The organism is Glycomyces xiaoerkulensis (genome assembly GCF_002798405.1).
In the GTDB taxonomy this organism is placed as follows: domain Bacteria; phylum Actinomycetota; class Actinomycetes; order Mycobacteriales; family Micromonosporaceae; genus Glycomyces; species Glycomyces xiaoerkulensis.
On sequence record NZ_PGGV01000037.1, the window covers coordinates 339,569 to 354,165 of the forward strand.

Sequence of the window (14,597 nt, forward strand, 5' to 3'; positions counted from 1 at the left end):
GCCGGCGGTATCGAAACCGATGACGGCGTCCTCACAGCCGTGGTCCACTGTGTCGGAGCCAGGGCGGTCCACTTGCGGCAGCGCCTCCGTTCGCCATCAGGAGGGGTTGCGATGGAGACGGGTTCGGTTCGAGCGAGTATCCGGGCCCGTCTCCAGTGTCCACCGCCGGCGGACGGCCGCACCGGCACGCCTTCCACACGAGAGGAACCACCATGAGCGCAGGCAAACCACGTCCCGCCGTCGACGGAGCGGCACAGCGAACTCGCGCGAAGTCCGGCACGGGAGGGGAATCAGTGAGAGGAATGCGAGGGCGCAAGTCGTCGGCGCTGGCATGGGCGACCGGCGCCGTCGCCGCGTTTCTGGGCGCGCTGCTCGCCGCCCCGTCGGCGGCCCTCGCCGAGGAGGCCGTCCCGACCGGCGCCAAGGAACCGGCCGTCATCTCCCTCGGCGACAGCTTCATCTCGGGTGAGGCGGGCCGCTGGAAGGGCAACGGCAACACTTGGCGGGGCAGCCGGTACGGCACCGACCTCGCCGCATACAACTGCTGGCGGGAGATCTCATGCTCCTACGACCCGACCAGGGTCTACGGATCGTCGTACGCCAACGGATGCAACCGTTCGGCCGGAGCCGAGATCAAGCACCTGAGCTCCGTCCGCATCAACGGGCGGTCCTTCGAGATCGATGAGGGCAACCGCATCAACATCGCCTGCTCGGGAGCGACGACCGAGGACGTCCTCCGCGCGCGGTTCAAAGGCGAGCCCCCGCAGATCGAGCAACTCGCGAACCACGCCGCCGCCAAGGACATCAAGCTCATCGTGCTGTCCATCGGCGGCAACGACATCGGCTTCAGCGACGTCATCGCGAGCTGCGCCAAGGCATTCAGCAGCCCGGTCGAAGTACGGCACTGCAACGAACGCCTGAGGCAGCCGATGAAGGAACGGATCGCCACCATGAAACCCAAGGTGGAAGAGGTCCTCCAGTCCATCCGCAGCACCATGGGGAACGCCGGATATCAGCCCGCGGACTACCGCCTGGTCCTCCAGAGCTATCCCTCACCGATCCCGAGAGGAGCTGACAACCGATACCCCGAGACGTACGCTCGGCTCAACACCGGCGGATGCCCCTTCTTCAACGACGACTCGAACTGGGCCCGCGACACGATCATTCCCGATCTGTCCGAAGCGCACGAGAAGGCGGCGAGGAACGTCGGCGGGGTGGACTTCCTCAATCTCCAGGACGCCCTCGACGGCCATGAGGTCTGCGCCGAGGGCGTCCGCCAGTCCGCCAGCGGCAACACGCTCGACAATCCGCTGCCCAAGGCCGAGAGCGAATGGGCGCGGTTCATCGTATCGGGCCTCACCCAAGGGCAGCAGCAGGAGTCCATGCACCCGAACTTCTACGGCCAGGAGGAGATGGGCAGGTGCCTGAACGCCATGGCGGAAACCGCCGCGCACACCTTCACCTGCAACAGTCCGGCGTGACCCTTCGGTGAGGGGCACGGCTCCCCGAGCGCCGGAGGCCGGGCGGCGATCGCCGCCCGGCCTCCGTTCGCGTCGGCGAGGGCTACCGGCCCCCGCACGAACCGGTTCCCGTCTACGTGTCGATCCACCAGGAGCCGGCGGTGGCGATCTCCAGGTCCCGCACCGTGACGACCGGCAGCCGGGACCCGCGGATGTCGGCGAAGAGCGTTACCTCCAGGGAGAGCGTCGCACCCGCAGTGCTGGGACGGGCGTGCCGGTGCCACAACTGGAGGTTGTCCGAAAGGCGCTGTGCGAACGTGTCGAGGTCGGTCGCCCCGTCCTCGTCCGCGTGAACACCGGTCGCCAGCCGGACGTGGTCGGCCAGGAGCACCGGGCGGTCGCCGCGCAGTCCAAGGCCGTCCGTTCCCGCGAGCCGGTACCTGTAGTGCAGGCCCGCCTTGATGAAGCGTTCCCTGTATGCCGCCGCTCCGGCGGTCGCCAGCGGGGACAGCGCCTGAACCAAGGTCTCTCGGACATCCGCACCGGGATGCACCGGGCCCGCCCTGTCCACGGTGACGACCGGAGACACCGGGCCCACGAAACCCACCTCGGGGGTTCGGTAGACGAACGCGGCACTGGTCTCGACGGCGTCGTCCTCCGACAGGTGAGCGTTGCGCACCAGCCAGAAGACCGTCTCGGCCGTCTGCCGGGAGAACACGTCGATCGCCGTCCACTCCAAGGTGAGTTCGAGTTCCTCCCCCGGCGGCGGATTGAACCGGTACTCGGCCCGGTACCAGCACGGGTCCGGTGTCGGCGCGCCGGCGCAGGCCTGCTCCGCCGGTCGGCACACCGCGCCGACGTTGCCTCGCGGCGTGTACCCGTTGATCTGCGGCCATCGCAGCGACGCCTCGTCGCAGGTGCCGTCCTCCTTCACTCCCGCTTTGGCGTAGACGTGCAGGAGCTTCCGTCGGGCGTCCGCGAAACGGATGACGTAGCTGTCCTTCACCGGCCCAGGCGCCTCCGGCGGCGGGGCGTCGTCCGCCGCTTCGGGTCCGTCGGCGGGCGCCCACGGGTCGGGGATGCCGCGCAGCGCCGCCCAGGCGCGGGTGACCCGTTTGACCGCGTTCCAGACGGCGGTGATGACCTGTTGCGGAGCCGGGGCCGTCGCTTCGCCCGGGACGGTGAGCCCGGCCAGATGCGGCCGGAGCTGCGGCCACGCCACGGAGAAGGCGGCGAGCTCCTCCGGCAGTCCGGCCAGGGGAGGCTCCCGGTCGTCCCGCATCGACGCGCCCTCGCCGGCATCGTCGGCGACCGGCAGGTTGTAGGTGACGTCGAACCACAGGTCGTCCTGGGCCTCCCACTCCGGCAGCACGAGGTCGGCCTCGTAGTCCCATGTGAGCGGATCGGCGAGGTCCCAGTGCGGCGTCACCGCGGGCCGGTCGGCCTTCTGCCCTCTCAGCACGAACGGCGGCGGGTGCTCCCGCGAGGGCACGGGCACGTCCAGGTGGCCGAGGGGGAGGTCGAACGGTTCGGGTTCCTCCTCCAGCACGATCCTCAGCCACTGGGAGGGCGCGTACCCGTGGTCGGCGTGGTCTGCGGGGATCTCGCGTTCCAGGAACCGCGAACGGTAGGCGGGCCGTATCGGCAGGTGCGCGACCTGGTGCGGTTCGGTGGCCGTCACCGGGAACGAGAGGCGGTTCGGCTCGGTGTCGGTCGATCGCAGCGGCAGTTTCGCGGTACCGGTGGTGAAGGCGGAGGCCTCCTCCGTCCCGTCCGAATCCGGCGCGTCGCCGACGACGCTGCCGAACAGGCGGGTCCGAGTGGCGGTACCGGTGTCCTTCACGGTCACCCGCATCGGCACCTGGACGACCGCGGAAATGTCGTAGGCGGAGGAGAGCTCGTTGAGCACGGACTGCTCGAAGCGGTCGCGGGCCTCGGCGAGGCCGCCGGCCGCCTGTCCCTCCAGCACGGGTTGCACGCCTTCGGCGAGTGCCTGGGCGAGCACGCTCTTGGCCCGCATCATCTCCTGGTAGGTATCGGCGTCCAGACTCGCGACGGTGGGGGCGTGGTCGGCCGACAGCACCTCGTCCACCGCACACAGGAACTGCCGCGCCCACGCGTCCAGATCGACGCCGGTGAAGGTGCGCTCGGCGACGGCGGGCCGCAACGACGCATCGTAGGCGGGCACGTCGGCGGTGACGGAGGCCAGGTGGACACTCAGCGGGGCAAGGGAGAAGTAGGAGGGAGCGTCCTCGGCGGTGCGGACGGTGATTCCCGCGGTGCTGCTCCAGCGCACCGCCCACAGCGCGGGCGTGGACGGGGCCGCCTCCGTCTGCGCGCCCTCCCGCACGTCCGAGGTGACCGCCACGCGCGCCCGTCCTCCGTCGCCGTCGAAACCGGCGAAGGCGCTCTCGAAGTCGCGTGCGAACCCGCGCAGCCGCGCCTCGTCCTGCGCGTCCCCCTCCGCCCCTGAGCGCCGGGCCGGGGGCGAGTCCAGGTCGGCGGCCACGGTCAGTGTGGCCGATTGCGATCCGGGCACCTGCTTCCCGCCGTCGGTGTAGACGTACTCCGGCGGCCGGAAGAACGTCAGGGTCGTCTGGATCTCGACGATGTTCTCGGGGGCCTCGGCCAGGTCGGCCGGGTCTACGGCCGCGGGCAGGTCGAGTTCGACGGGCGAGCCCTCGTTCCCGGCCGCGATCGCGAGCAGCTCGGTCTTCGCCGATCGCGCGAACCGCGCCAGTTCCGAACGCAGCGCCTCGCCGTCCGCCAACGCCTCGCGGGAGGGCTGCACCGTGGTGCGCAGCGCCACCGAGAGGCGGGGGTCGCCGAGCTGCGCCAGGACGAGGTCGTAGCGGGCCACCGCCGCCTCGACCTGCTGCGCCACCCGCTGTCCGGCGGTGGGCTCCACTCCGGGCGCCAGGCCGTGCACGGGCGCGGTGAACGCCGCCCCTGCGGTGCGGATGTGGGAGGGATCGAAGCGCAGCCGCAGCGAGAGGGCGGGGCCTTCGGCGTCAGCCCCCGGAGGAACGAAACGGTAGGCGCAGTGCGCCCCCGGCCACTCCGCGGGGAGGATCAGCGGATCGTTGTAGGTGACCGGGAACGGCGCGGAGAAGGAGGCGCTGTCGAGTTCATTGCCGAAGACGTCGTTGAGCCGAAAGGAGAGCAGGGGGCGCCCGCCGACCGCCGCATAGGGGTCGGCGCGGTCGTCGTCCCTTTGGGCGAACAGGGACACGGGCACGATCTGGCGGTAGTCCTTCTTCGCGGGGTCGCCGCCCGGAGACGGGCTCCGCTCGCCGGGGCCGCGCTCCCGGGTGGGGGACAGCGCCGAACTCCACGGCGAGGCGTCGAACTGAGGCAGGGTGCCTTCCTGCTCTCCGCTGACCCGGTATTGGATCAGGTGGTACAGCGAAGCGACCCAGTCCGGTGTGCAGGGGTCGGGGGCCGCCTCGTGCATCAGCAGCTCGTTGGCCCGCTGCCACTCGGCCGTGAACCCGACGCAACCGGGCGGGTGCGAGGGCGCGAGCACCCGGATCGGCCCGTCGGCGTCGCCGGGCCGGAGGACGAGCGTGTCCTGGTAGGCGGCGTCCAGGGCTGGCGCGAAGGAGTCGTGCCAGGCGTCGAACCGGGGCGTTTCCTCGGCGGCGAACGTCACCGCGACCGTCAGGTCGGCCGAGTTCCCGGACGCGAAGATCCGCTCCGGCAGGTCCGATCCGTCGGCCGCGGCGTAGCGCAGGAAGAACCCGCCGGTGTGGACCGTGCTCACCTCCCACAGGAGGCGCAGGAAGTCCTCGGTCTGATCGGGTGTGGCCGTGGTCGGGCCGAGTTCGTCGGGGCCCTCCGGTGCCGAGGGCGCGGTCGCGAACATGACGTTCGCCTCGGCGGGCTCGTTCGACGTCGACAGGTTGGTCTTGGTGAGCGTGACCGGCTGCTCGGCCGGGTCCAGGCGGTCGGACCGGTAGCCGACCGTCGGTGCGTTGTAGAGGAGGGAGACGGTGGCCTGCTGCGGCAGCGTCGGGTCCGCCTGCTCCAGGAGGCCGTGGATGCGGGCGCGCGTGCGGGCGTCGGTGCCCTCCACCCGATACACGAAGGGCACGTGGCGGCCGGCCGATCGCGGGGTCGCGTCGGCGTCCTCGGCGCGTTCCACCCGGTGGAGGCGGAGCGGGATGGTGAGGACAGGAGCCGCCGGCAGCGGCCGGGTCTCGCCCGCCTTCGACACCGTCACCTCGAGGGGCCGACGGGCCGTTTCGGCAAGTACGCCCGGCGGGAGCGGCACCAGGAAGCGGGTGGTCCCGGCCTCCGTCCACGGCGACCGGAACCGCTGCGCGTACCGGGTGTCCTCGCTGTGCGCTGCGGGGAGGGCGTCCACGTTGATCGTGTCGGCGCCGGTGCGCGCGCCGGGGCGGACGTCGGGACCGGTCCAGTCCGGGTGCGGCGGGTCCGGCACCTCGCCCATGCGGGTCGCCGCTGTGGCGGTTTTGGCCCCGCCGTCGAACCGCAGCGCCGCGGCGCGCTCGTCCCGCGACTTGTCGATCGACAGCGTGGCGGTGCAGGTGGCGGTGTCCGGGGCCGTGAACTGCTGGCCGGTGAGCGTGTACCCGGCTTCGGGCGCGATGGTGGACAGGCTGTCGGGATCGGGCAGGCGGAGGCCGTGCAGCAGGTAGCGGGAGACCATGCCGGCCAGGGGCCCGGCCTCCGGCTTTCCGGCGGCGTTCTCGGGCCCGCTGTGCGCGAGCTGTCGGGCGATCAGGAGGAAGTAGTCGTCGAAGACGAACCGCGCCACGGACCCTTCCTGCCCGGAGTGCGCCCGGTCGGCCGTCGCGGCGGCGGCCACCGTCCCGCGCAGGGAGAGGGCCTCGAAGTACGCGTCGACGGCTTCGACGTATCCGGGGCCGGTGGGGGCGCGGTCGGCGAACACGACCGAGCCGCCGTCCCACGTGAGTCTCATGGCGTCGAAGACCGGGAAGACCGCGGCATCGTGCGGCTCGCCCTCCTTGGTCAGGTCGATGCCGCGCACCGTGAACCTGACCTGCCGGGTGAGGAAACCGGTGAGTGCCTCGTCCCAGTGCTCGGGGGGAAGGTCGCGGCCCTCGCCGAGGGCGGTGCGGACTTCGCCCCAGGTGCCGCTGTTCGGCGCCCACACGTCCAAGAGCCAGGCGGCGAAGGCGTCGACGAGTTTCTCCCAATCGGTGGTGCCCTCTGCCGGAGCCTCTCCCGGTGGCGGGCAGGCGATCGTCAGCAGCGCGACGGCCGACCCGGTCTTCGCGCCGTTCCGGTAGACGGCCGACGGGTGGAGCAGGAAGCCCAGGCCGATGTCGACCGGCTCCGCGTCGGGAGCGCCCGCAGGTTCGGCGGCGGCCTCGATCACCGGCGCCGGGGCGTACCCGGGTTCAAGGGCGGCGACGGCGGGGGCGTCCGCTTGCCTCGGGGGCGCGCCGTGCATCCCTTGGAAGGCCGCGTTGCGAGGGCCGTTCAGGCTTGCGGGTCCGTGTTCGCCGGTGCTGAGGGCGAACGTCTCGGAGATGGTGGTGTCGAAGCTGACGGAGATCCTGACGAACACGATCGTGAGGCCGGCTTCGGCGTGGACTCGGGCGACGACCTCGGCCGCCGTCCCGTACCCGCTCTCGAACGCGATCCCGGCGGTGACCGACAGGCGCACCAGCACCGAGATCCGGATCACCTTGAGTTCGATACTGCCCTGGAGCTGGCCGACGATGCCGACGGTGGCGGCGAACCAGTGGTAGTCCGGTGCGCGGGACAGGCTCGCGGCCCGGCCGCCGCCGGGGGCCTCCCAGGCCAGGAGGCCCTGGAAGGTGCCCTGGAGTGTGAGGCTGAGCGTGGCGGAGAAGGGGCCCTTCTCGATGGAGCGGCCGAGACCGAGCCATACGGCGAGGCCGAATTCGAGGACGGGGTTGTAGTCCGGGGCCGTTCCCGGCGAGGGCGGCACGGCCTTGGCCGCGTGGTTCGGGTCGTCGCCGCTGCGGAGCTTGGCGAAGTAGAAACCGCCGCCGCCGGTGAAGACGGCGACCGCCACCCCGATGGAGTCGGGGCCCAGCGGCCACCCCACGCTGACCTTGAAGTCGCCGTTGGTGTAGATCCAGATCCTGAACGCAGGCAGGGTCAGCGCCACGGCGCCGAGGTCGATCCGGCGGAACGCCTCGGGGATGGTCAGGGCGCCGTAGTACACGCCCAGGTGAGGACCGAGTTTCTGATACAGGATCTCGAACAGGAAGCCGTCGAACGGATCGCCCGGGCTGGCGCAGGTCACTTCGAGTCCGTACAGCACGGGGTCGTTGAAGAGCGCGCGTACCCGCCAGCCGCGGAGCCGGATATCGGCGGCGACGAACCAGCCCCGGTCGGGGTGGAAGCAGTCGGCGAGCTCCCGGACGACCGTCACCGGGTCGTTGCTGGTGAGGTTCTTCTCCAGCACGTCGAAGGTGTCCTTGAGGGGGTCCTCGGCACCGACTTCCACGGTGGGGCCGAACTTCTGCCCGAGCCCGAGGTACTCGACCTCGAAGTTGGGCGTGCCCTGGTCCGGCAGGGGCAGAGGGAAGGAGACCAGTTGGGTCTTGCCGCCGGGCCGGTCCTCCTCCGGCGGGGCGTCCCCGCGGCCAGGGGCGACCCGCGCGGACCCGGCCTCGGATGGCGCCGACCGCTGCGGCTCGTACTCCACCCTGGCCCGGAGTTCGAGCCCGCCCTTGGCCCGGTCATATCCGACGAGCAGGTCGTAGACGGTGAAGTCCGGCTCGACGGTGATCCAGGAGGGCAGTCGCTTCCCCGGGAACCGCAGACCGTAGGTCGGGCCGTCGTAGAGCTTGACCACCAGCAGGACCGAGGGCCGCCGGTCGACCTCGACGGTCAGGGAGGGCTCCACCTCGATGTCGAAGACGTCCTTCCACGGCGCCTGCTCGGTGGCGTCCAGGAAGCCTTGCAGGGAGTCGCCGAGGCCGAGCATCTCGGCCAGGTCCGCCACGATCCTGCGGAGCTTGGGCCGCGTCGGGCTGGAGCCGGGCGTGATGGTGAGGCGCTCGGCCCCGAGGCCGCGGGTGAGGCCGAGCTCGAGCGCGTAGTCGGCCGGCAGGTACAGGATCGTGCAGGCCAGGGTTGTATGCATGTCACTCGTTGCTGACGCCGAAGACGACGCCCCCGATCGACAGCACACCGGGTATGAGCTCGACGCCGTTGTTCTCGGGCCAGGCGCCCGAGAGGCTGATGGTGAAGAGCTTGGCCTTGTCGCTGGAGCCCGTCCCGGGGATCTTGACGTGGAACTGGCGGACGGTCACCTTCAGGTTGGCGAGTTTCCCGAGGACCTCGTCCAGCGGCGGCGGCATGTCCGTTGGTTTTGGCAGGGACATCTTGAACTTTTCCGAGAACCAGGTCTCGAACTCGTTCATCGTTCCCAGCTCGACGGCCTCCGGCAGCGTGAACTCGATCCCGTTCGCTCGGGCGTTTGCGATGTCCTTGGTGGATACCGGTACGTGGGTTCCGTTGAGGTCGAAGACGACGCCGAAAACGATGTCGGTCTTCTTGGCGGGCGTCTCGTCCGCCGGATTCGACGGTGTAGTCATGTGCGTCTCCCTAAGACGTGTTCTGATTACTGTGGATCGTGATGTGGACCCTGCCGTCGAGCACGGCGAAGGAGAACGGCTCGGTAGCGAGGGCGTCGTAGAGAACCGGGAGTTTTCCCGCCTTGACCTCCAGTGCGACCTTCCAGAGCTGTTCCAGCACGGTCCCGTTCGGGAACGAGGTGGGCAAGTCGAGGCCGTACTCCTCGTTCACGGCCTGGATCAGCTCCTCTACCGTGCGGGCGTCGGGGATGTCCTCGGCGGCGTCGGACACGTCAGCTCCCTTCCCGCGAGGCGGTGAGCTGGGTGGCCGCCAGGTTCCAGGCGATGGCACGGCGCCCGGTCGCGGGGTCCTCGCCGGCGAAGAGGACGAAGTCGGTGATCACCTTCGGCGGCAGGCGGAGGCCCAGGACACTGAGCGCGACGTTGTTGAACAGGAGCACGAAGCAGGGCTCGGGCTCCCGTCCGCCCTTCGGGGTCACGCGGACCTGGAGCAGGTTGGCGTCCCCGAAGGTGGTCTTGAGCAGTCCCTGGAGCTCGAACCCGAGCGTCCCGGCCGTGACCGAGGGGAGCTGGATGAACAGTCCGACGGCGTCGTCGTCGGGGGAGTAGGTGTTGGGTCCCCAGCCCAGCACCAGGGACGCGTCGAGTCCGGCCGCCGCCTCGGCCAGGTTCCCCAGCGTTCCGAGCGGCAGGTCCATCCGCAGCGCGTACCGAGGGGAGGAGGTCGTGTGCCCCCGCTCGCCAGCAAGCTGGACGAGGTTGACCCCCTGGCCCCTGAGCGCGGCCGCGGTCAGGCCCCGCTCGTTGTGGAGGAAGCCGGTCGTGGTCACGGGAAGCCTCGCCGCCAACCCCTCGTCCCGCAGCGCCGCGGGACTGTGCGTCACCTGGACGCCCCCGAGGTCGGGCGCGATCTCGGTGTCGCCCACCCGTTTGCCGTCCTTTCCGAGGACGCAGGTCAGGTCCAGCGCCAGGCCGTTCATGCGCAGGCCGGCCCCGCCCCGGTCGGAACCGGTCCCGTAGGAGAAGAGGTCCAGATCCGCGTACCGGGTGCCCCCCGAACCCGAGCCGCCGTCGCCCTCGGGGAAAGGGTGCGGCCGGAAGTGCAGTTCGCCGTCGAGGGCGAAGCGCGATTTGACCGTGGTGCCGTCCCCGGCGGCCGCCGAGGAGGTCGGAGTGATCGCGGCCCCGGTGACGGTGAACGCCTCCAGCACACGGACCGCGTCGCCGTCGGCGAAGGAGAAGGGGACCTTATCGGCGGCCTCGAAGGCGACCGTGCCGATTCCGTCGCGTTCCAGGTAGCGTCCGGTGACCGCGACGCTGTTGTCCTGCGCGTCCGCGGTGGCGCGGTGGACTCTTCGGCCGAAGAGCTCGTTGATCGTCATCGCGACCTCGGCGTGGAACCGGGTGACCGCCGAGTTGCGGACGGCCACGTTCAGTTCCCGGACGCGGAAGTCGAACGGTTTCGGGTCCGGCGGCACCACCTCGGAGGCGGGCGGCGCGTAGTGCACCACGCCGAACAGCGAGCTCTCGGCGATCTCGGGAAGGCCGTCCCGGTCCCGCTGGATCCGGTTGGCTTCGACACCGAAGTGGTGCGCGGTCAACCGTCCATCGATTCCGGCGAAGAGCATCTGGAACGATTCGGGCATCCCGTTGCCGTTGATGGGCGAGTTGAAGGCGACGATGCCGGTCCATCCGGGACTGGTGGCGATGACGTCGCGGAAGTAGCCGAAGGGGTCGTCGGTCTCGCCTTCGGCGTCCTCGGCGGTCCGCAGCGCGGCTCGCAGCGTGCCTCGGGCCCGGCTCACCGCCGGGGGGCCGCCGATGAAGTAGGCGGGCTCGGCCCAGTCCGCAGGGCTGTCGGCGAGGTCGGTCAGGGAGCGGTCGGTGGCGCGTTTGACTACCAGGAGGGTGTCGGGGTCGCCGTCGGACGGCGCGAGCTCGAAGTTGAAGCCCGCCAGGAGCAGCTCCGCGCTGATGTCCTTGAAGCGGTTCCAGTCGTTCAGGACGAGGAAGACCTGGTCGTGGACGAGGGCGCCGGCCAGTCGCGCGTCAACGGTCCCCGTCCGGCCGTCGGCGTTGAGGGCCAGGGTCTGGTTCCCCTTGGCGGCGAGAAGCACGCGCTTCCATGTGCCCTTGGCCGCCGAAGGCCGGGAACCGTCGTTGAGTTCGACCACCAGCCCGCCCGGTGTCGTGGTGCGTCCTCCGGGGAGCGGTTCGCCGTCGGCGTCGGTGAAGACCGGCGGCGCGATCGGCACCGGGTCGGCGGTGGCGCCGTCCTCCCGCGTCGCGGGTTCGGGGTCCTCCCCTGCCTCGTCCTGTCGCAGACATGCGCCGCGCAGGCCGGTGAGGACCTGCTGCTCGAACCTGCTGAGGGTCTCGGCCTCCCGGAGATCGTCGTCGGCGCTGGTCAGGGCACCGCCGTAGAAGGCCATTGGGAAGGCGGCCCCTGCGGCTCGGTCCAGGGTCCGCACGAGGCAGGAGACCGCCGCTGGCAGATCCATCGTCCCCGCCTGCTGCGGAGGCACGACGCCGTGGCCGTAGTGGACCGAGGCCGCCGGCTGCGCGTAGTAGCCGCGCGGCCCGGGCGAGGGTCCGGGGCGGAGGCGGACCCAGGAGGTCGTGTAGGAGGGATCCAGGCCCACGCCCCCGTCCCCCTCGGGAAAGCCCGGCGCGTACGCGGGCCGTCCCGGTACGAACTCCAGCATGTCTCCGTCGCGCACTCGCAGGTACTCCAGGCCGGAGGTGCCGCACATGAGGCGACCCCCGTCGGCCGGGCGCTCCTCAGGAGGGAGGTCGAGCGCGTAGCGCCCCGTCGGGGCGAGGTAGACGAAGGGCTGCCCGGGAGGGCCGTGCGGGCTGTCCGCGCTGGTGCGGGGCCTGCGTGCGAGGTGGAAACCGGCCGGGCACGGCCCTTGGCCGAGCAGCGGCCGGAGCCCGACCGGCCGTCCGCCCACCGTGAAGGCCCCCGATGCGCTCAGGCCGGGGTCCTCGGTGAAGCGGAGATAGGTGCGCGAGGCGTCGGTGACGGCCAGCGGGTCCAAGGCGAGGTCGAAGCTGAACTCGTCGTCGGACTCGCGTGCGGCGGGCAGCAGCGGGTAGACGAGCTGGCGGACGCGCGACTTGCTTTCGGGAACGAAGAAGCGCAGTTCTCCGCCCCGCGCGTCTCCCTCCGCCCGCCAGTCGTCGCTGAAGACCCGGTAGCAGCGGTGGACCTTCCATCTCGCCGCACCGGTCAGGCTGCCCAGTGAGTCCGAGGCGAGCTCCAAGACCAGGGTGAAGTCCAGAGGGGCCAGGGCCGGGGGCTCCTGTTCGGGTGGCACGTTCGGGTACGGGAGCGGGCGCAGGCCCATGCTCCCGCCGGAGCCTTGGAGGACGATCCGCACTTGTTCGTTGTCCAGGCTGATTTGGACCTCGGACGACAGATGGAGACGGATGTTGCCGAACGGAACGCTCTGCGGCGGATCGGTGTAACTGACGTGTCCCCAGCGGGGGCCTCCCCAGACCAGGGAGACCGGCACGGCCCCCTCGCCCCCGGGCTCCGGGAGCCAGGCCAGGACCCGGGCGGTGGGGTCCTGGCCTATATGCTCCCGGGACAGCCCCAGGGCGGCGAGGAGCTCGGGGAATCCGGCGGTGGGCTCGCCGGGACAGAAGAGGTAGGCTCCCGGCGTGTTCCAGGACTCCTCGAGGGAGAGATCCTCGGGCGCCGAGCCGACGTCGAACGCTCCCAGGTAGAACAGCCGTGTCCTCGCCCCTTCCGGTTTCGGCTCCCAACGGTAGAGCGCCGTGCCGTCCGGTTCGATTCCCGCGCGTACGAACTCCGTCATCGTCCGTCCCCGTTCCGGCATTCGGTTCGGCCGCGTCATCGGTGAGGCCGCCCCTCCCGCCATGCGGCCGGGAGCGGCGGTACCTCGGATCCCCTCGGCGAGGAGGGCCGCCCCCTAAGGCAGGCTGCCATCCGCGACTTGCCGGACCATTCCCGTGCTGGCGTCGATGAGGATGAGCGTTCCCTTGGTCAGCACGAGCACGAGGTCCTGGTTGATGGGCAGATCGTTCAGCGACGGGAGCGTGACCGCCGACTTGGAGTTGAAGGAGGGCCACACGATCTGGATCGGGTTTTCGCCGGGCTTGAAGCCCGCCACGCTCGGGTCGCCGTCCGGGTAGATACGGGGCACTGCGATGCTTCCGGGCGAGTACGGGGCGGGAGTCCCGTCTTGACGTTTCCAGGAGTCGATCCTTCCGACGTCGTTGCCATCCACTTCAAAGTGGAGGACCTGGTTGACGTTGTAGTTGTGAACGTAGACCGTGCCAGCGGTCATGAGAATTCCCCCTTTTTCAGGTCCCCGGTATCGGCGGGGACGAGACCTTCGCACCCGAAACCGTGGTGCCGACCCTCAGCGTATGAACCACCACCGTGTCTCGCTGCGATACGACGCAACACCGGCTGTCAGCAATCAGACACAGCCGATAGGCGTGTATCCCGATGCCGGCGCGGGCGCCCATGCCGTTCGGAGGCGGCGGCCAGGACGCTTCCGCGCCGGGCCGACGCCGCCGTGGACGATTTCGAGGCACGCTGGAGGACGCTGCTGCGCACTCGGACAAGGCGGATCAATACATGTCACTCCATTTCAGACAGTATGGTGAAGGCGACGGCGCCCTCCGGTCGCGTGGCGCGGTCGGCTCAAGCGCGGCCGGTGCGTTGACCGAAGTCCTTCCCTGCCTCGCTCAAACGCGAACCGCTCGGTACGAACGGGAAGTTCGCCGCCGTCACCAGAGCCAGGCCGAAAGTGTTCTACTACTTCAACCGGTTCGACCACCCCAGGCGGCACCCGTCGCTCGGCTATGACTCCCCGGTCGAGTACGAGCGGCGCCTCGCTACTGTCCCAACCACCATCAAGATTTGGTGTCCCCGCCTGAGGGGAACTCCTCCTTGTGTGGATCAACAAGGGCAGACTTCGGACACGTGCAGCAAATAAGCCGACCAGCTCGCAAGGGCCGGTCGGCTAACGTTTTAGCAGGTAGAGCTGCCTTCTCTGGCGGAGGATGAGGGATTCGAACCCTCGACCGGGATCAACCGGAACCCGCTTAGGTAGGCGGTTTACAAGTTTCTCGACCGCGGATTGCGCTTACCAGGTAATTTACCAACCAGGGACTCTGCCCCGGATCACCAAAAGCCAGGAGTTCGACTCCCGCCAACTCCACAAACGGACATATAGAACATTAGTGACCTTCATGTTGGGGGTCGCTATTTTCTTGCCTATCAGAGACGTTCTCGCGTGTCAGAGGTCTAGCCTTCGCAGTTAGGACGTTACCCCCAGTCCTCATCGGCACGACGGCTCTGTGAGGGAGGATGGTCTTGGCCAGGAAGCGTTACGACATCCGCGTATCCGGTGAGGTGCGGGAGCCGCTTGATGTCGACGGGATCGCCAACGTGCTGCTCGACTTCCTTGCGCAGCAATTGGAAGCATGCACCGGCTCGGACGAGCAGGATGCAGCATGCCGAGGAAGGAAAGATCCGACGGATCGGCAGCTGATGAGCAGCCCCGTTAGTGCCTGATGGCGATAGCGCCCGCGC

Annotated in this window: 7 protein-coding genes; 2 read left to right on the forward strand and 5 right to left on the reverse strand. The window is 69.9% G+C overall.

Annotated elements, in window-relative coordinates:
• Window positions 1-302: 302 nt before the first annotated feature.
• Entirely contained in the window at window positions 303-1,481 is a 1,179-nt protein-coding gene (locus CUT39_RS17910) for a GDSL-type esterase/lipase family protein (protein WP_100448810.1), read from the forward strand.
• 112 nt (window positions 1,482-1,593) lie between these two features.
• Here CUT39_RS17910 and CUT39_RS17915 read toward each other — a convergent pair whose 3' ends face one another.
• The 5 genes from CUT39_RS17915 to CUT39_RS17935 form a co-directional block, all read right to left on the reverse strand.
• Window positions 1,594-8,571, reverse strand: a complete 6,978-nt coding sequence (locus tag CUT39_RS17915) for a hypothetical protein (RefSeq protein ID WP_100448811.1) — start codon at window positions 8,569-8,571, stop codon at window positions 1,594-1,596.
• Between the two features lies 1 nt (window position 8,572).
• Entirely contained in the window at window positions 8,573-9,025 is a 453-nt protein-coding gene (locus CUT39_RS17920) for a hypothetical protein (protein WP_100448812.1), read from the reverse strand.
• Window positions 9,026-9,035: 10 nt separating this feature from the next.
• Window positions 9,036-9,296: a hypothetical protein gene (locus tag CUT39_RS17925; protein ID WP_100448813.1), complete on the reverse strand. Its 261-nt coding sequence runs from the start codon at window positions 9,294-9,296 to the stop codon at window positions 9,036-9,038.
• A 1-nt stretch (window position 9,297) separates the two neighbouring features.
• Window positions 9,298-12,849 (reverse strand): hypothetical protein, encoded by a 3,552-nt coding sequence (locus CUT39_RS17930; RefSeq protein ID WP_100448814.1) that lies wholly within the window; start codon window positions 12,847-12,849, stop codon window positions 9,298-9,300.
• Window positions 12,850-12,963: 114 nt separating this feature from the next.
• Window positions 12,964-13,341: a hypothetical protein gene (locus tag CUT39_RS17935; protein WP_100448815.1), complete on the reverse strand. Its 378-nt coding sequence runs from the start codon at window positions 13,339-13,341 to the stop codon at window positions 12,964-12,966.
• Between the two features lie 1,037 nt (window positions 13,342-14,378).
• Between CUT39_RS17935 and CUT39_RS20520 the strand changes: the two genes are divergently transcribed.
• Window positions 14,379-14,579, forward strand: a complete 201-nt coding sequence (locus CUT39_RS20520; protein WP_157930798.1) for a hypothetical protein — start codon at window positions 14,379-14,381, stop codon at window positions 14,577-14,579.
• Window positions 14,580-14,597 lie beyond the last annotated feature (18 nt).

Coding starts and splice junctions, on each gene's coding strand:
- CUT39_RS17910 (WP_100448810.1), top strand. CDS start 303: ATGCGAGGGCGCAAGTCGTCGGCGCTGGCATGGGCGACCGGCGCCGTC.
- CUT39_RS17915 (WP_100448811.1), bottom strand. CDS start 8,571: ATGCATACAACCCTGGCCTGCACGATCCTGTACCTGCCGGCCGACTAC.
- CUT39_RS17920 (WP_100448812.1), bottom strand. CDS start 9,025: ATGACTACACCGTCGAATCCGGCGGACGAGACGCCCGCCAAGAAGACC.
- CUT39_RS17930 (WP_100448814.1), bottom strand. CDS start 12,849: ATGACGGAGTTCGTACGCGCGGGAATCGAACCGGACGGCACGGCGCTC.
- CUT39_RS17935 (WP_100448815.1), bottom strand. CDS start 13,341: ATGACCGCTGGCACGGTCTACGTTCACAACTACAACGTCAACCAGGTC.